The sequence below is a fragment of the Njordella aestuarii genome (assembly GCF_056494165.1).
Window position 1 is genome coordinate 6012358 of the sequence record NZ_CM151397.1, and the last position, 16490, is coordinate 6028847.

At 49.6% G+C, this 16490-nt stretch carries 21 protein-coding genes; 4 read left to right on the top strand and 17 right to left on the bottom strand.

Annotation, left to right across the window (positions count from 1 at the left end; translation table 11 throughout):
* Positions 1–62: 62 nt before the first annotated feature.
* Positions 63–419 (bottom strand): hypothetical protein, encoded by a 357-nt coding sequence (locus SH451x_RS23495; RefSeq protein WP_479359695.1) that lies wholly within the window; start codon positions 417–419, stop codon positions 63–65.
* Between the two features lie 151 nt (positions 420–570).
* The gene (locus SH451x_RS23500) at positions 571–867 is read right to left on the bottom strand and encodes a hypothetical protein (protein WP_479359697.1); all 297 of its coding nucleotides are present in this window, start codon (positions 865–867) and stop codon (positions 571–573) included.
* A 403-nt stretch (positions 868–1270) separates the two neighbouring features.
* Between SH451x_RS23500 and SH451x_RS23505 the strand changes: the two genes are divergently transcribed.
* Positions 1271–2431: an IS256 family transposase gene (locus SH451x_RS23505; RefSeq protein ID WP_479357360.1), complete on the top strand. Its 1161-nt coding sequence runs from the start codon at positions 1271–1273 to the stop codon at positions 2429–2431.
* Here the strand turns inward: SH451x_RS23505 and SH451x_RS23510 are convergent.
* From SH451x_RS23510 to SH451x_RS23575, 14 genes are all read right to left on the bottom strand, one after another.
* Positions 2421–2984 carry a hypothetical protein gene (locus tag SH451x_RS23510; RefSeq protein WP_479359698.1) on the bottom strand — a complete coding sequence of 188 codons (564 nt, stop codon included), beginning with the start codon at positions 2982–2984 and terminating at the stop codon, positions 2421–2423. The genes SH451x_RS23505 and SH451x_RS23510 overlap by 11 nt on opposite strands.
* Positions 2985–3107: 123 nt before the next feature.
* The gene (locus SH451x_RS23515; RefSeq protein WP_479359699.1) at positions 3108–3515 is read right to left on the bottom strand and encodes a carboxypeptidase-like regulatory domain-containing protein; all 408 of its coding nucleotides are present in this window, start codon (positions 3513–3515) and stop codon (positions 3108–3110) included.
* A gap of 233 nt (positions 3516–3748) precedes the next feature.
* Complete coding sequence (locus SH451x_RS23520) at positions 3749–4105, bottom strand: iron chaperone (RefSeq protein ID WP_479359700.1); 357 nt, start codon at positions 4103–4105, stop codon at positions 3749–3751.
* A 181-nt stretch (positions 4106–4286) separates the two neighbouring features.
* Positions 4287–4631 carry a hypothetical protein gene (locus SH451x_RS23525; protein WP_479359701.1) on the bottom strand — a complete coding sequence of 115 codons (345 nt, stop codon included), beginning with the start codon at positions 4629–4631 and terminating at the stop codon, positions 4287–4289.
* 116 nt (positions 4632–4747) lie between these two features.
* Complete coding sequence (locus SH451x_RS23530) at positions 4748–5131, bottom strand: YceK/YidQ family lipoprotein (RefSeq protein ID WP_479359702.1); 384 nt, start codon at positions 5129–5131, stop codon at positions 4748–4750.
* 168 nt (positions 5132–5299) lie between these two features.
* Complete coding sequence (locus tag SH451x_RS23535; protein ID WP_479359703.1) at positions 5300–5827, bottom strand: hypothetical protein; 528 nt, start codon at positions 5825–5827, stop codon at positions 5300–5302.
* A gap of 188 nt (positions 5828–6015) precedes the next feature.
* Positions 6016–6480 carry a hypothetical protein gene (locus tag SH451x_RS23540; RefSeq protein ID WP_479359705.1) on the bottom strand — a complete coding sequence of 155 codons (465 nt, stop codon included), beginning with the start codon at positions 6478–6480 and terminating at the stop codon, positions 6016–6018.
* A gap of 27 nt (positions 6481–6507) precedes the next feature.
* A complete protein-coding gene (locus tag SH451x_RS23545) occupies positions 6508–7122 on the bottom strand; it encodes a hypothetical protein (RefSeq protein ID WP_479359706.1) in 615 nt (204 codons plus the stop codon).
* A 37-nt stretch (positions 7123–7159) separates the two neighbouring features.
* Positions 7160–7606, bottom strand: coding sequence for a hypothetical protein (locus SH451x_RS23550; RefSeq protein WP_479359708.1), 447 nt, complete (start codon positions 7604–7606; stop codon positions 7160–7162).
* Between the two features lie 107 nt (positions 7607–7713).
* On the bottom strand, positions 7714–8286 hold the full coding sequence (locus tag SH451x_RS23555; RefSeq protein ID WP_479359709.1) for a hypothetical protein: 573 nt from the start codon (positions 8284–8286) through the stop codon (positions 7714–7716).
* Positions 8287–8459: 173 nt separating this feature from the next.
* On the bottom strand, positions 8460–9317 hold the full coding sequence (locus SH451x_RS23560) for a PEP-CTERM sorting domain-containing protein (protein WP_479359710.1): 858 nt from the start codon (positions 9315–9317) through the stop codon (positions 8460–8462).
* A 9-nt stretch (positions 9318–9326) separates the two neighbouring features.
* The gene (locus tag SH451x_RS23565; RefSeq protein WP_479359711.1) at positions 9327–9917 is read right to left on the bottom strand and encodes a hypothetical protein; all 591 of its coding nucleotides are present in this window, start codon (positions 9915–9917) and stop codon (positions 9327–9329) included.
* 55 nt (positions 9918–9972) lie between these two features.
* On the bottom strand, positions 9973–10470 hold the full coding sequence (locus SH451x_RS23570) for a hypothetical protein (protein ID WP_479359712.1): 498 nt from the start codon (positions 10468–10470) through the stop codon (positions 9973–9975).
* A 906-nt stretch (positions 10471–11376) separates the two neighbouring features.
* Entirely contained in the window at positions 11377–11964 is a 588-nt protein-coding gene (locus SH451x_RS23575; protein ID WP_479359713.1) for a hypothetical protein, read from the bottom strand.
* Between the two features lie 1017 nt (positions 11965–12981).
* Between SH451x_RS23575 and SH451x_RS23580 the strand changes: the two genes are divergently transcribed.
* From SH451x_RS23580 to SH451x_RS23590, 3 genes are all read left to right on the top strand, one after another.
* The gene (locus tag SH451x_RS23580) at positions 12982–14505 is read left to right on the top strand and encodes a sensor histidine kinase (protein WP_479359715.1); all 1524 of its coding nucleotides are present in this window, start codon (positions 12982–12984) and stop codon (positions 14503–14505) included.
* 211 nt (positions 14506–14716) lie between these two features.
* A complete protein-coding gene (phoU, locus tag SH451x_RS23585; protein ID WP_479359716.1) occupies positions 14717–15403 on the top strand; it encodes a phosphate signaling complex protein PhoU in 687 nt (228 codons plus the stop codon).
* Positions 15390–16124 (top strand): response regulator, encoded by a 735-nt coding sequence (locus SH451x_RS23590; RefSeq protein WP_479359717.1) that lies wholly within the window; start codon positions 15390–15392, stop codon positions 16122–16124. Before phoU ends, SH451x_RS23590 begins: the two co-directional genes overlap by 14 nt.
* Before the next feature lie 30 nt (positions 16125–16154).
* On the opposite strand, the gene SH451x_RS23595 is transcribed toward SH451x_RS23590, so the two are convergent.
* The gene (locus SH451x_RS23595) at positions 16155–16490 is read right to left on the bottom strand and encodes a cold-shock protein (RefSeq protein WP_479359719.1); all 336 of its coding nucleotides are present in this window, start codon (positions 16488–16490) and stop codon (positions 16155–16157) included.

The window sequence follows — 16490 nt, forward strand, 5'->3', positions numbered from 1 at the left end:
GAATAACAATTAGTCTGCGCCTTGGGCAGGATTTTTCGAATTCAGGAATTACGATCCTGAAGTCAGGGTACGATAGTAGTATCGACAGCACGCTCGCGGTGATATGGGATTTTTGCAACTGGTCCAAACAACCATAGATAGTAGTTAGACTTAGTCACTAACTGATCCGGTTTGCCCACTGTACGATGATGTTCCACGATATAAGACTCAACTAGGAGCGGCGCGACGTACCGGGTGCTCAGTTTGTGACCAAGGTTTTCAAGCGCTAATCGTTCAGATACATCGGGCATACCTGCCGATTTGGTGGGGGCTTCCAACGCAAAGTAGACTCCAACAAAAACGGGGAACAAGAGTAAAGTCCGGAGTCGGAAGCGAAAAAAATGGAACTTTCTCCGCGGTTGCGGATCGTCCGTTTGCATTTTTACTTTCCTTCCTACAAAGCCTCGGCGGCAGAACAGTTATCTGCGCTTTGCGTGAGCTATTCCAGACTCAGGAATGACGATCCTGAAGTCACGTTTGATAGGAGTGATTTGATTTGTTACTAGACGTTTCCATCCACTATTTCCCGCATTAGTCGTCATCAGAAGTCAAAGGTCCTTCAAACCAAATTGCAACTTCGGCAGCATCATCATCCCATGTGCAGCGATCACCATTCGCCATACGCAGCCAGAGCACGGGATCGGATTTTATGCCAGTTAATACTTTCCAGCATTCGCCCTGTCTATGAATTTTCCCTGTCGGGTTTCCGCGATTGTCTTTGACAACTATATCTTGCTTCAAGCGAACACGGTCGCCTGCTTTGAGTCCGCACTTGTACGTTTCAATCTGATTATCGTCAGACGGAATATGAAGCTTAAAATCACTCATGTAAAGCACGCTCCCATTGTTTCGACGAACGCTGACCGTAACCCGGTCGCCGAGGTAGATGTTGATTTACTAAACGCGCCATCGGCGGCTTGAATTCATGGCATTGTCTTGCCTAAATTTACCACTTCTGTGCATGTTCTGGCGGACATTCTGGTTCAGGTGTCATGTGGTTGAAGTCAATTATTGCCCTTCCGTTGCGCAACAGAAATCCGTCTTCATATTGGAAGGCCTTCCCAGAGTTAGTGTAACTTTGTTTCTGTAAATTCAAGTTATCAGCTATGGCTCGTTTGAGTTCGTGAGCGCAGCGAACGAATGAAAACGAGCCATAGCTGGGTGGCCCTCTTGTAAGAGTGGGCCAGGATTGGTTTCTTTTTAGTTACCAGACTGAAAGGATCCCAACACCATGACCCACGCGTTCCAATCTAACAATACTCACGAAGCTGTCCAGTTGCTCGCCGAGCACGGCTTCGATTCCATGGCACAAGCGATCCAAATCCTCATGAATGAAGCGATGAAGATCGAAAGGACCGAATACCTCAACGCGGCCCCCTACGAGCGTACCGACCAGCGTAGAACCTACGCGAACGGGTTTAAGCCAAAGACCGTCGATAGCCGACTCGGGAAGCTCCAGCTCCAAGTCCCCCAATCCCGCGACTCCCAGTTCTACCCGTCGGCTCTCGAACGTGGTGAACGAAGCGAAAGGGCTCTCAAACTGGCAATCGCTGAAATGTACGTCCAAGGTGTCTCCACTCGCAAAGTCGCTGCTATCACGGAACAACTTTGTGGACTTGAGGTGACTAGCACTCAAGTCAGCCGCGCTGCTGCCTTGCTCGACGAAGAGCTCGAGGCCTGGCGGAACAGGCCCATCGGGCAAGTCGAATACTTGATCGTCGATGCTAGATATGAAAAGGTACGCGTTGATGGAACTGTCAGAGACTGCGCTATTCTGGTCGCTATCGCCATCTTGCCTGATGGTCATCGAAGCGTCGTCGGAGTTAGTTGTTCGCTCAGCGAAGCCGAAGTGCACTGGAGAGAGTTCTTCGAGAACCTCTTGGCTCGCGGAATGACCGGAGTAAAACTCATTGTTAGCGATGATCATTCCGGATTGAAAGCGGCGCGCAAAGCGGTCATGCCCTCGGTGCCGTGGCAGCGATGTCAGTTCCATCTCATGCAAAACGCTATGCATCATGTCCCCAAAGTCTCGATGCGCAAAGAAGTTGCTGATGACCTGCGGGCCGTGTTCGGTGCCAAAGATGCTGTTGCCGCTAGCCAAGAACTAAAGCGAATGGTCACAAAATATCAAACCGATGCGCCCAAGCTGGCTACATGGGCCGATAACAATGTCCCCGAAGCGTTCGCCATCTTTCAACTGCCAAATGAACATCAAAAGCGAATGAGAACCACCAACATGCTTGAACGTCAGAACAAAGAACTCAAGCGTCGAACTCGCGTTGCTACGCTCTTTCCCAATGAAGCCTCCGTCCTCCGACTCGTTACTGCCGTCCTCGTCGAACTATCCGACGAGTGGGAAACCGGAATGAAATACCTTACCTTTAACCCCTGAAATCAATCCGACTTTTACAGAAAACATGTTGCTTTATCTTCCCAGATTGATCGACGCCAGCCGAGCCATTGAAGTTTGCAGCATTCGCAGCGATTGGGGGAAGCTTTTGAGATGGAGCGTCTTTCCCGATCCACCGAGGCAGCACCGTAAATCCTTTGGGCAGTACGTCATCGGTTGTAAGTGATTCCCAATGCGGACAGTCAATAAATAGCGTCTTGTTGTCGATGAACGAAGTTCGACCGCCCCACGTATCAGACTGTGGCCAAAGTGCGAGCGCGGTCAGATAGGGGAGCTTACTTATTGCAGACCAAGCGTAATTCACGCCGCGTGTTTTCTCCCCGTGATGCTTAGTAGCAAAATACGCGAAGAGTTTTCCGTTCGGAGAAACGCTACAGCCGTGTTCGTAGATGCGGCCATGCAACCAGGCGCCAGATTGAATTGTGTCAGATGCAGTATCCCAACGTAAAAGGTGTGCCCAGTCCGATGGACCACGTTTAACGATGGCCGCAACGGGAGACTCCGTTGCAAATACGATGTGTAGTCGAGGGCTCAATGTTTGGGATTCCGTCTGTAGCATAACGCCCCCATTCATCGAGTGGCGGTAGGTAAGGTTTCTAAAATCACAACGGTCGATCCGCCACTCCGATGCAATGAATTGCTACCTTCGTTGGGTCGCTTAGCGTGTGGGCAAGGTGGACGAGGAATCACCGGCAGACGCATCTATCGATTCCGGTTGCTTAGGTTGGTGGAAACGTTCCATTACTACTCGCAAATTCTTTGCGTCGGCTTTTACAAGTTGTACCTGTTCTCGGTATCCATCCTTCGACACGACCATGTTGAAGTATTCCACACCAACTGCGCTTGCCCAACCTGCTTTAAACGAACCATCTTTTTCGGATATGCCATCCGCGCGACCGAACTCTTGACGAGTCCAATCGTGCGGATAAAAGTTGACCGAAGCGCCCGCAATGGGCGTACCATCACCATCTACAATTTCGCCATCAAAGGAATAACCTCGACTGCAGCCCGAGACCGCAGCAAGCAACATGATGAGAGCCAGCGTAACCAGTCGAGGTGGCTTCATTACTTTGTTGCCTTCAATGTAAATAACAACTATTAATCTGCGTCTTGCGCAGGATATATTGAATTCAGGAATGACGATCCTGAATTCACGGTTTGATCGGAGTAATTCGATGTGCCATTATTCTACACGGGGTGGCGATCGTCATGGCGACGAATTAGGCAATTTTCGCGATCAAGTGGGAGCTGCGTCTGAGGTGCAGTGCGTTGCTATCCGCACGTTGCAAACCGTCGCACTCAAAGCCCAAGCTCTTTTCGAGATGCAAGAGCGAGTTTCTTGACCAGTTTGCCAGGGATGGGCTTTTCCTTTGAAAAGGTGACACCTGTCTTGGTTGCTTTCAATCCTGCGGCTGCAATATCGTCGGAGAGGGCGGTGATGGCCCCTTTGCTTACATAGAGGCCGCATTGCTTGCTGAATGCGGCGTAGCCCGCGACGATCGTCTTCCCGAATCCGAACCCAGGCATATCGTACATAATCAACTCCTCTGCGTCAGGAAGAACTTTAGCGAGTTGTGCTCGAAGTTGAACCAATAGAGGTTGAAACGCCTGAGGCGCCGCAGCGATGTAGGCGTCATGGTCTGCAAACTTTGTCATGCCAAATAACTCTCGAAGCGTATGTGTGTCGCCGGGCAAGCGAGTTGGGTATCCGTCGAATAAAAAAGGCCTGCACTTTGCGCAGGAGATTTGAATTCAGAAATGACGATCCTGAATGTAAAGTTGATCGGAGTAAATTGATGCACGATTAAATCTTTACGCTATGTCCATCGCGGGTGGGCTAACGTTGGTGTCGCCTGTCCTGCATCCGAAACGAGCGGATCCTGAGCACGATCGAGATCAAGAGCAGGAACGAGCCGAGTATAGCTGAACCTATCATCGCCGAGACGCCGACGTAGGAATTGATCGAATATTCCGATCCATTTGGAAAATGAAGTATCCATTCGCTGCTCGGTAGCGAGTAAGGAGTATAGAACGTAAAGCTCTCTGAAAAGAAGAACAGGTACAAGGCGATTCCGACCAAGAAGAAACCCAACGCCATCAAAGTCGATGCCCAAAGCTTGCCCAACGAACTTGGCTGGCGATCTGGATTCTGGGGCGAAGCATATGGATTAGAGTCAACCACTAGTGGCCCTGATTCTTCCGAGGGAAGCAGTCGTTACCAAGCACGACCAGCAAGCCTTGTACTTCAAGATATACGAGTGAAGTTTCGGTGCAACGTGTTGCACTACCTCGACTTTGTCAGAGTTTCGAGTCAGCCGTTGCTTCATCTGCTTGGCTTTGAGTCTGATTTGGGTAATAGTAGTCAGCAATAGCACGGTCGATACCTGCGGGCACGGTTATCGGCAATGTAATTGTATCGGCAGCGAGCGAGAAGGGGATGTCGATGGCTCTCATCGTTGACAGGCACGCATTCGCTGCAACGTTTCTCCGCGAGTTTGGCGTGAGTTTTATGTCAGAAATAGCTCGCCCTATGTCCTCACAATCTGCTTTGACACCACCGTAAATCAGCTTGGGAGGGAGAATTTGTGGATGTTTGCTTATTGTAGGCACCGATGAAAGGTTACACACGGTGCCGCAGCCCGTAAGACTCAAAACCAAAATAGATAGCATGCATTTTTTCATAACGGTCTTCCAGTTTACCGGGAAGCAACCGTATTGGATTGAATATTTGATGTAAATGCCGATTTGAATGGCAGAACGTCAGGATTCGGCGAGTCCGAGCAGATGACTCAACGCAAGTCGCAACAGCTGATCGCGAAAATCGCACGCAACCATTCGTTATGCCGTTATCTACCACTTCGGCCCCAATCCCCACGCAAGCCATGCAAACAACTGGATGCCCCATGATGCGCAGAAGTATCTGGGGGCCCATCCGCCGTTCGCAACGAGAACTGATTTACGGAAGTATACTGTTGTCATTGCGACGCCAATTGCGATCTGCGAAACGATTCCAGTCCACCAATGGGCGATCGAGTGTGGATATGCGTCATTTTGAATCGGATCGTACAAGCCAATTGCAAATCCCCACGCGTTCATGGCGGCAGAGATCGGAAAGAGCATCCAAATTAAGAACACGCTGATGCAAACATTTTTGCAAAGCGTCTTATTTGGCTTGTCGTCGGGGTAGATGAAAACCATTAGATACTGCGACAGAAATGCAATAAGGAACATCGAATGAGGAACTACAAATTTCAAGTACGCCAGATTGCTCGGAATGAAAAGCCCGATGATGATTGCAGCTACGCAAGTGTACATTGCCACGGTTATCCACGTTCGCACTGGTCGATAACCAGAATCATCACGACCTTGGGGCGTCATAATTAGTTACTTGCAGAACAACTATTGGTCTGCGCCATGTCGAGTAAATTCGCATTCAAGAATGGCGATCCTGAATTCACGGTTTGATCGGAGTAATTCGATGCTCGATTATTCTACCTGAGGTGGCGATCGTCATGGGGGCGATTTTGAAAATTCCCGCGCTCGAATGGCATTCGCTTAGGTGTATGTCACACTTCCCTAATGAAAGCAATTTTGCAATAGGGGCATACGGGCTCCCAGGACAGACTATACTCATTAAATCGCCCGCCACATTTGTTGCAAGTAATTCGCTTCATCTGCCATGCAGAACGATCGGATTCAGCACAATAGCCATAGTGAATGGTAACTTTATCGTGAAGGGCGTCTGCTCCCGACCACCACACAAACGAGCGGCAAGAATTGGTGAAGTCTGAACAGGCGGGATTGTCGTAAATTTCTTTCAGCAATGCCGACCAGACAGGTTCTGGCTCATCAGCATTTAGTACTATTCGCAGTTCAGTGAAAGTCCCAAAGTCAATCACTCCATGAGTAACAAGCAGTGGATCCGATGCGATTCTGTTTATTGCCTTGCGTAACACAAGTTCTGCTGCCGCATTGGGAATTTCACAATAGAACCTTATAGCGACAAACGTTTCGTCCGCCACTTCTTGCACTACGCTTTCTCCGTTTGGTTCGGTGTTTCACTCGGGATGTCTTTCAAAGTCCGTCATGATCTGACGAAAATCTTCCAGGAACGCTTCATCAACGTCGGGCGGAAACGACAAGGCAACCCACATATGCACGTCCGACCTCTGAGAATACGGGGCCATGAGCAGTTGTTTGTACTCCTTTCGATCTTTCAAATACTCCGCGACCTTGCCTTTGGCAGCAGGTGACAGTGCGAGCTGTCCCATATAGGGCCCTGGATGCGAAAAGACGCTGCAAAGAATTCCACGCCTTTTCGGACCCCGCTGCTTCTCAGCTTCACGTTTTGCACCCTTGGATCCATTATGGGGGAATTCAAACGTCGAGACCTCATATTCGAAGTGAATGCCGTTGACACCGTGGTTTTCAAAGGTTGCTTCTGGATAGTGCTTCTTAAACAGTGCCTCGAGCTTAGCACACACATGGTCGGACACGGGACGTGACTTGCTTTCGTCGCCCCGAGCGTTCATTGGTCCGAGAATCAACAGTAGTGCTAACACAATCTCGAAAACGATGATAGTGACAGGCAGCTTCATGATTGAATAACGCATCCTTTCTGATGGCCGAACACTTGTGTTGAACGGGCCGCCGCCAATCAACATTGTCTTCATGAACGACGCGTACGGCGGCTCCGCGTCCAACGATTGGCTATTCCTCGCTTGTCGGCAGTTCTGCGTCTGCTCGATTTTGGTTTACGGCTTTCCAATCGTCGGCTGTTCGGAAATCTAGTTGAGGAAACCTTACAACGAACTTGTTTATGGCATCGTCGTCTGCACCGTCGAGATGAATGTCTGAGTCGTGGCAAATCATGATACGAAGGTTTGAGTCGGGAGATACAATAAACAAGTCAGAGCCACCAATTTCGAAAATGCCATGTTCAGTCGAATCCTCAATAAAGTATAGGAACGCATCCAGCGGGACACCCATCGGCTTGAACCACAATTCCGCATGTAACTTACTCCCCCATCCGTAACAGACGGTCAGATTCCGATTTCCGTAAATTTCACGCATTATCGATGGCAACGCCTCGATGAACTCCCGCATCAAATCGATGGAGATGTAAGCAGAACTGAACTTCGCAGCATTGTGCGGCATAGCGGACTCTTGCGGGATTACACTCGCGTTCACCGAGACACGGCGATAAAACCAATTTCACCAAAAGACCATCTACACGTCTCCGGTGCAACGCATTATTCGGGTACTTAGTCAGGTTTGTCGGCAGCCAGATCAGCATTCCACGTACTAAACAGTGACTCTAATTCCTTCTGCTGCGATTCAGCACTACCAACCGGGAATTGAGCGATCACTGTTACGTAGGATCTGGTGCGCGGAATGATCAATTGATGCCAGTACATCGGATAGTTTCCGCCAATCTTCTGGACCAAATAACCCGCGCTAACATTGCCAATTTTAAGTTCAGTGGGTTCTATTATTGTCTCACGGTCTTCCTGTTGCCATGACTTTGCCACATCGGTTGTTCTTTTTACATTTCGCGATGGTGAGAAGGCAATATTCACAACGATTACATCCTCTCCTGATTTCTTCTGTAGCTTCAATATCCCATTTCCCTCTCGATATGCACGAGACAGTTCTGAAAGTTGATCAAAAGTCAGCGTCTTGAGATCAATATCGAGCTTTGCGGATTCAACGACCTGCCAATCATCAGGAATCTCTATTGAGATACCGTATCCAGAATTCAAATAGATCTCTGACCTTGCGTTATCGGCAATCGTCAATACCAAGAGCGTAGAAATCAGCAATAGTAGATAACGCATAATCTTCTCCTGCGAACAATTATTAGTCTGCGCCTTGCGCAGGATAATCGAATTCGGGTATGACGATCTTGAATTCACGGCTTGATCGGAGTCATTCGATGTATGAATATTCTACCCGGGTGGCGATTGGCATGGCGACGAATCAGGAAATTTCCGCGATTGACTGGGCGATTCTACCGCTCGGTAGTCCGTACTCCCGCACGCCTTGCAGCGTTGTTCGTTTGCTCCCGACCGGGCCTGCGTCGGACAATTGCAGCACCTATTCCCGTAGCAAGCAACAAGACTAAGCTGGGCTCCGGTATAGCGGTGACTTCAAATGACCAAGCTTCGCCAGCCGAGAACCCTTCCGTAGAGGTTTCTCCGCCTGCTGACAATCGAAACAAACCTACCGGCAAAACAAGCTGTTGGTTAAAGGGGGAGATACCGGCTTGGTTTGAAAGTTCGCTCCAGACGCCGTTGTCAAATTGCTCCATCAGAAAACGTGTGCCGCTTGTTAGGGATCCGCTCACATTGAACTTGCCCATGTGTGTGTTCTGGAACTGCAACACAATACTGCTACCGGGCTGCGATGTTAGGATCGAAACCCCTTCATCGCCGCGAAACGCGAACAGCGAAGTACTTCCGTAGGCAGCGATTCGATTGTTCGAAGCTTCGATCCCTTGATCGACGGTAAAGTTGTAGTTCGCGATCCAGGCCGTGTCGCCAAGCGGTCCTTCGCCGCTGTCACTACCGCTCAGCGTCATGATGAAGTTGCTGTTCGTCGAAGTTTCCGTCTGCGAATATAAGCCCGTGTTCACACCTCCGACGAATCCAAACTGGAAGGCAACGCCCAGGTTAGATTCGCGTTGCGTGAGTATCACGTCACCTTGTACACGTTGCACATTGAACCCGAAACAAATCACAACCGCCAAGCATAACAGTCTTTCGATCTTCATTGGATGCAAGCCTAGAGTGCCCAGATGCGATAGCGAACTGCCATCGCGATTCCAGAAACTATATCCAATCCGCATTCCGGCCGCTGGGATGCTCACCTGGCATTTTCAGTCTGAAAAAGGATCCGACCGGTTTTGAATCGGTTCGTTATCAGACATTTCTGCCGGTAGAATCTCTGGGTTCACGAAAATCTCGACGCTGTCCATCGCGACGAGCACATGATGATCGATTAGCTGGGGAAAACGTGTTGATCCGCGAATTATGCCATAGGCGTACCGGAAATCGATTAGTCCCAGTTCATCCCAATCAAAAAATCTCTGAAACGCGATTTTTGCATCACCTTTCATTAGAATCTCGATTGGATGGTCCCAATAACCGGTCGCGCCCTTGCCTCTCGAAATCATCGCACGGAACCCACCGCCTGACGCCTCAATCAGAAAAGCGTCGTTTCCCTGCCACTTTAGTGCTGTTTCATAGGATAGGGTTGGAATTCTGTTGAGTACGAGCCGATCAAATAGGATCGCATTTACGTCATCAAAATCGGAGGAGACGTCCCAGCTATTATTGTGCAACGTTGTAAAGGCAGTGTTTCGTAGATGACGCGCGTGTTCGCGGTAGAACTGAAAAATGGTAGATACGTTCTCCATCCGCTGCGACTCACCATTCCCGATAGCAGCCGCATTGACCGGGCGCGGCAAAAAAAATTTCAGTTCAAAGCCGCCCGATCTGCGACTTCGTGTTCAACGCTTTGTTCTACCCAGTTTTTAGGTGCTTGTAATGTGTTTGTGTGTATCTGTCGGCGTATTGCATCGATGTTACCGACCGAAGTGGAATTCGATCAACATCGTCGTCGAACACTCCCAAACTATCAAAACAGTGTATGGTAGCAATCGTTCGAATGCACGCATCGACGATACCAACCCAGCAATGAGCTGATTTATTCTCGTTTTCCACCAAGACCGGTTTGCCAATTAATGCGGTAATAGTTGTTTCCCACGATTCGATGATCAACCGCTGAACGAATCGGTCAGGTTTTACCCAAAAGCCTTCTTTTCGCATCAACGATTCATTGTATTTGTGAGATGGCGTGTCAAAAGTGCGGCTGGTTACGTCCTTTTTACGTATGAAGGTATAGCCGTCGAACTGAAAGTCGATCATTCGATGAAGGCAAATGAGCTGCTCAGACTCACTGACAATAACGCCGTAGAGCCGATTCGGATCAAGTCTCTTTCGTTCAATCGTGACTAGCATGGTATTTGAAGGGAGAATAACTGAGTTCAGCGAGACTGAGCAATTGACTCAACTCAGGTCAAAACGTCTGATAGGGGGCTTGGTCTGCAACCCTTTATTATAGCTTTTTCGCATCAATCAGCGTGATCCAGGGAGCAACGTACCTGCAGCGCAAATATTCACTTAGGTCTCGTTGTCGATAGCGATTCATCATACCAATAATCCCAAAGCTTCCTTCCCAGCGACCAGTTAAATCGCATCGATTTTCTCTTTTACGCAAAGTGACAGTCACAATACCCGAGGACTCGTTTACGGTTCCGACAATCAACAAATCGCCAGACTCAGATTCGATATGTGTCCATTCCCAAATCACTTAGGGATTGAACATAAGCGTCGATCGCGGATGAATCCACAGCGTCAAACACCACCGAGGACATGAATTGAACTGATTCACGCGATCGAACCTGCATCGCTATACCGCAAACGACCGAACATACGAGGACAATCACAAGCAAGAATCGGAGAGAATAGCGAAAACGTTTCATTCAATTTTCTGCGATAACAACTATTCGCTTGCGACTTGCGCAGGAGATTTGCATTCAGAAATGACGAACCGAAACTCGCGGTATGATCGGTGTATTTCGCTACACGATTATTCTATCTGGGGTGGCGATTGTCGTGGCGGCGATTTTGCAAATTCCCGCGATTGAATTGGCAATTCTACCCATCAGTTGCTCCAGGTTATCGGGACAACACCTGTTTACGCGTTTGCTCGGGCGCAATCATTCATGAGGCTTGTTGACATCGGCCGGCGTGACTTTCGGAACTTGCATCTGTCGAAAACGCAGAACGTTTGTTCTGCAGTGAACCTTACTGGATGGCAAAACAAACGACCGTTGACTTAAAGGCCATATAGATAATCTGCAACTACTTCTGATTGTTGTCAGGAGACGTCCGTTCCATCGCTTCGCTAATGAGCTGATAATATTGTGCCATCGTTTCGTTGCTGACGCAAATTCGCCATTCCCCATTTTCAAGTTGACATGAAACCATGAGTGCAGTCGATGCGTCCACCCTTGGAATTTCGGCCGAGTAGTCAAGCCTGTAAACAACGTGTGTTATTTCGTCAGTTTCTTTAACCTCACCAATGATTTTTGGATCGGAGAAGCTGACAAAAGATGAATTTTTTTGACGTTCGATCGCGAGAAGGAATTGAGCGCATGCCACTGAAGGTTTCAATGTAGCGATCATCTGTTTTGACGGGGTCTCATTAAAAACAATTGGTAAAAAGTAGTTATCTTTGCGGTCGAGAAGAATTTCAGAAATGGTGGTGATTGCCCTGCCAAGCCTGTCCCTGCTGGTGGACTCAAGTAAAGATGCCAATTCCTTCTCGTCGCCTTTTTTAAGTGCGGAGAAGTAGTTGGTAACAGCATCACTTGGCGATTGCGCCATGCAGTTTACTGAAAGAACTGCAACCAGGCATATTGGTACGAGTAGCGGTTTTGCAATATTCATATCGAGTGTTTGTGATGAGTAACAAGTCTTGGTCTTGGTAATGCGTTGGAATTTCGCGTTCAGGAATGACGATCCTGAATTCAAGGTTTGACCGGAGTAATTCGATGCATGATTATTCTAACTGGGCTCGCGATGGCCATGGCGGCGATTCTGGAAATTTCCAGGACGGAAGCCGTTCGGTAGCTCCAAGTCATTGGGTGAAAGTCTTTTTGGCACACGGGCTTAGGCGTAAATCAGAATGCTTACTTAAAAACCTTTGACGGCTACCGCAGGGTCGATCGAACCTCTGAGCTTTCACGAATGAAGAACGTTCGGTTGGTACTGAGCACAGCTCCATTGGAGAGCTATCGAACCCAGGACTGGTAATGTTCCGATTGTTCATCAAATATCGTATTTGGTGTGCTCAACGCAGGATTGTTGCAAACTTAACGCACCAAGAATGGCGGCTCTCGTACCGTGGGCACGCTGGAGGTTCCCGCGGTCTTTGCCGTTCGGCTGTAGCTCTCGGCAGTCGCGAAATAAGAGAGCTTCTTGAGGCTGAAAAGCGAACTGGTCAAAGCGATCGAGCCCCTATCACATCCTGGTATTCGAAGGAACCGTCTTATGCTCCCGCAATTTTTCGACCTTTGCGATTTCTACACAAGTGCGTTTTGCCTTGGTTGCGGTATGTAAGCAGTGACGCTTGATTGCGACGGCGATAAAACCATTTCCAGCATAATCACTTGTCGACTTGGCGATGCGTCCTATATTTCCAATGCCAGATCCGATACGCTCACGACCTAGAATCCGTGTGCTGGCGGTTCGAGCCCGCCTCTGGCCATGTGTTCATTCCTGATTCGGCATTAATTTTCTGCGATTGCCTGTATTATTTTTCGATTGCCAATTGCGTTCTGCACGGCATCGTATCAACATCCTCATTCTCTTGTCGAAACGATTCTTTCCGCACGTATCTGAAGTCTGAGCTTTCACGAAAATTATGCATATCCACGCAATCCACACTCAGATGCTGGGGCAGCCATGAGTCGCTGGGTAAGCACCTCCTACATCCATAATCGCCTGTTTCTCGCATGGGGACTTTTTCTCGCGTTCGTCGTCGCTATCCAATTCTCACAACGACAACAGGTGCCATCCGGAAGATTGCTTCGCAAAGATATACCGTTCGATGATGGCTGGGGGACTCTTACTTTCTTCCTGGTATCGCTGGGAGGCTTTGTAGCGATCTGGCTCGCGACCCGGTCGATGCAATCTCAATACGAAAAACTCATGTCGCGATTTTCGCCTTGGGCCGATGAAGTTGCTCAGCGTCGGCCTGACCAACCCATGCCTCGTCTAGGCGAATCCAGCCTGGGGCGATCGCAGCCAGAACATTGGGATGAACTTAACAAAAAGCTGGCGAACGCAATTCATCTAGTCGAATTTCGCTACCAACATCTTCTTGAAGAACGCTCGCGGACGGCGGATGCGTTGCGGGGAATGCAAGAGGGCTTCGTGGCAGTGGATGCCGACATGGAACTGCTGCTGATCAATGAAGCAGGTCGCGACCTGTTGGAAATGCCGGGCCCCGTGCGCGTCGGTAAGCCGCTGGTCGAGTTGATTCGTCAGCCACAAATTTTGCAGCTTGTAGCCGAGACTCGCTCCAGCGGAAAGTCTTCCGAGTCGGTGCAGCATGTAGGTAACGGAAAAGGACGACTGCTGCGGTTGCGTGTTTCGCCACTCGCCGACCCGCATTCACCAAACCAGCAAACGCCGTCCCAAGGAGTCCTGCTGCTCGTCAGCGACGTCACACGACTTACGAAACTGGAATCAATGCGGCGAGACTTTACCGCCAATGTATCCCACGAGCTAAAGACGCCGCTTGCTGCCATCCAGGCATACGCCGAAACGTTGCTCATCGGAGCATTAGACGACCCCGACGCGAATCGACGGTTCGTCGAAGGCATTGCGAAGCAGGCTGAACGGCTTAGTGCCTTGATTCACGACCTCCTGCACTTGGCCAAACTGGATACCGAACCGGACCAAATTACGCTGACCTCCGTGCCTTTGGGAAATCTGATTAGCGAAGTTGTTGCCGAGCATGCTGCAATCGCTCAATCCAAAAACATATCACTTCAGTTTACGCGCCCGACTGGGGAACCGACCGTATGGGGCGATCGGGAAGCGATTCGTGCTATCGCCAGCAACCTGATCAGCAATGCAATCCGCTACAATCGCGAAAACGGCACGGTGACGGTGACAACCCACTGTGATGGGGCTTGGACGTCGCTCTTCGTTGCTGATAGCGGAGTGGGTATTTCTATTGAAGAGCACGACCGAATCTTTGAACGTTTTTATCGGGTCGACAAGGCTCGGAGCATCGACGCTGGCGGTACGGGGCTTGGTTTGGCGATCGTAAAGCACTTAAGCCAGCAGATGGGCGGCAGCGTCTCTGTCCAAAGCTCGCCGGGCATTGGTTCAACGTTTGAGATCAAGCTCCGCAGCTACCGAGCCAGCGAGAAGCCGCCGCATGCGATCGACCGATCGGCCGCTGCGTTTGGGCTCTGATTATCGTTCAGCGAACAATTTCACGCAGTTTTCGACCGGAAAACCCACAAAGTCTGGTAATACGTCTCGTTCCTGGCGTTCATCGTCGACGGAACCCTACCGACTTCTTAACATTTCTTTAACGGTTTCTTCACAGACAGCAACTAGATTTGGCGTCAAATTGATGCCACTGGCGGGCTGCATCCCTATGACTTTATGGAGATTGGCTTTAGTGGCAAATCAATTCACCCAAGATTTAAAAAACGCATATTTCCAGTTGATCCAGCTGTCGGGTTCGGTTGAGCAAATGATCGAGCAGGCAGTCCAGGCTCTCATCGGACGTAACCAAGAACTAGCGCAGCAGGTCATTGCTTGCGATTCCAATATCGACCGACACGAAGTGCAGATTGAGGAGCTTTGTTTGACACTGCTCGCATTGCACCAACCCGTCGCTGCCGACCTTCGACGCATCACGATGATGCTCAAGATTAATAACGAACTAGAACAAATGGCAGACCTTGCCTGCAACATTGCCCAACGCACACAATCGCTCCTCGGCAAATCTGGGTTTAGTACTCCTGACCAACTTTCCAGCATGGCCGATATGGTACGGGAAATGGTCAAGAGCAGCATGAATTCATTCGTGAACGGTGACTCCGCCTTGGCTTATAAAGTGCTCGCCGCGGACGACCAAGTGGATGAGATCAATGCAGAAGTCATTCAGTTGATCGAAAATTCGATCTCGAACAATTCAGATACCGTCTCGGATGCGTTGCATTGCTTCTCGGCTTCTCGCCATCTGGAACAGATCGCTGACCATGCCACGAGTATTGCGGAAGACGTCATTTACATGATTAGTGGCGACATTGTTCGCCATCGTAGAACACTCTCACAAGACATAGCCAATGCCAAAAAGTAAAGTGTTGATTGTCGAAGATGATCGCTCGCTAGCCGAGATCTTAGAATACAACCTCCGCAAGTCTGGCTATGAAGTTTCCAGAGCGCATGATGGTGGGGACGGTTTGGACCAAGCTCGCTTAAGGCTCCCTGACATCATCTTGCTTGATGTTATGTTGCCGGTCCATGATGGTTTAGATGTCTGCAGAAAGTTGCGAGCCAATCCAGAAACGGCCAAGGCGCTCATTATTATGCTGACAGCAAAAGCCGAAGAAGCGGACCAATTGGTCGGCTATTCGGTTGGCGCAGACGACTACGTTGTAAAACCATTCAGCGTGAAGGTCTTGCTAGAAAGACTCAAGGCGCTGCAGCGTCGCCGAAGTGGAGAGACCGAAACACATTCCGATCTCGTTACTAAATCGGGAATAACGGTCGACCGACTGCGACATCGCGTTACGATCAATGAGGAAGTCATCGATTTGACCAAGAGCGAGTTTCGGCTGTTGGATACGCTGATCCGTCAACCCGGACGTGCTTTTGACCGTACGGAACTTATCGACGCAGCGCTTGGTGAAGACACTTATGTACTGGAGCGCACGATCGATGTACACATCCGGGCGCTCCGTAAGAAATTGAATGACAAGGCTGACTCGATAGAGACGGTACGCGGCGTTGGCTACCGTTTCAAAGAAGCGTTTGAAGGCGCAAAGGAAGCGGCCGAAACCACGACTGAAGAAGCCTAACCAACGGCTACACTCATTTTGCCGGCGTCCTTAGGACGTAGAGTCACCGCGAGATCGCCAACCTGGCTTACGCTGTTTTGCTCGCGGGTGGTGTTTGTGGGAGAACTGGTTGATCCCGCCCTCCGAGATCTTCACTGATTGAGGACGAGAAGAGAGTTGCACTAAAGTTGCACGCAACTCTTCCCCTTCGATACGCTTAAGTTCGTTCAGTTCGAATTCAACTTCCTGGCCCGGCTCCCAATCGCCGGGTCTCGCAGATTGTTCTACCGCACTGAAATGGAAAAAGACGTCTTCGCGCAGGTTTTCAGTAGCGATAAAGCCGAACTTTTTCTCAGGGTACACGCGGACAATCTGTCCAATTCGCAT

Excerpts from the sequence above, each read along its gene's own strand:
- SH451x_RS23500 (WP_479359697.1), bottom strand. The coding sequence starts at position 867 with ATGAGTGATTTTAAGCTTCATATTCCGTCTGACGATAATCAGATTGAA.
- SH451x_RS23535 (WP_479359703.1), bottom strand. The coding sequence starts at position 5,827 with ATGACGCCCCAAGGTCGTGATGATTCTGGTTATCGACCAGTGCGAACG.
- SH451x_RS23580 (WP_479359715.1), top strand. The coding sequence starts at position 12,982 with ATGAGTCGCTGGGTAAGCACCTCCTACATCCATAATCGCCTGTTTCTC.
- SH451x_RS23550 (WP_479359708.1), bottom strand. The coding sequence starts at position 7,606 with ATGCCGCACAATGCTGCGAAGTTCAGTTCTGCTTACATCTCCATCGAT.
- SH451x_RS23555 (WP_479359709.1), bottom strand. The coding sequence starts at position 8,286 with ATGCGTTATCTACTATTGCTGATTTCTACGCTCTTGGTATTGACGATT.
- SH451x_RS23570 (WP_479359712.1), bottom strand. The coding sequence starts at position 10,470 with ATGCTAGTCACGATTGAACGAAAGAGACTTGATCCGAATCGGCTCTAC.
- SH451x_RS23590 (WP_479359717.1), top strand. The coding sequence starts at position 15,390 with ATGCCAAAAAGTAAAGTGTTGATTGTCGAAGATGATCGCTCGCTAGCC.
- SH451x_RS23515 (WP_479359699.1), bottom strand. The coding sequence starts at position 3,515 with ATGAAGCCACCTCGACTGGTTACGCTGGCTCTCATCATGTTGCTTGCT.
- SH451x_RS23595 (WP_479359719.1), bottom strand. The coding sequence starts at position 16,490 with ATGCGAATTGGACAGATTGTCCGCGTGTACCCTGAGAAAAAGTTCGGC.
- SH451x_RS23495 (WP_479359695.1), bottom strand. The coding sequence starts at position 419 with ATGCAAACGGACGATCCGCAACCGCGGAGAAAGTTCCATTTTTTTCGC.
- SH451x_RS23575 (WP_479359713.1), bottom strand. The coding sequence starts at position 11,964 with ATGAATATTGCAAAACCGCTACTCGTACCAATATGCCTGGTTGCAGTT.
- SH451x_RS23530 (WP_479359702.1), bottom strand. The coding sequence starts at position 5,131 with ATGAAAAAATGCATGCTATCTATTTTGGTTTTGAGTCTTACGGGCTGC.
- SH451x_RS23505 (WP_479357360.1), top strand. The coding sequence starts at position 1,271 with ATGACCCACGCGTTCCAATCTAACAATACTCACGAAGCTGTCCAGTTG.
- SH451x_RS23545 (WP_479359706.1), bottom strand. The coding sequence starts at position 7,122 with ATGAAGACAATGTTGATTGGCGGCGGCCCGTTCAACACAAGTGTTCGG.
- SH451x_RS23520 (WP_479359700.1), bottom strand. The coding sequence starts at position 4,105 with ATGACAAAGTTTGCAGACCATGACGCCTACATCGCTGCGGCGCCTCAG.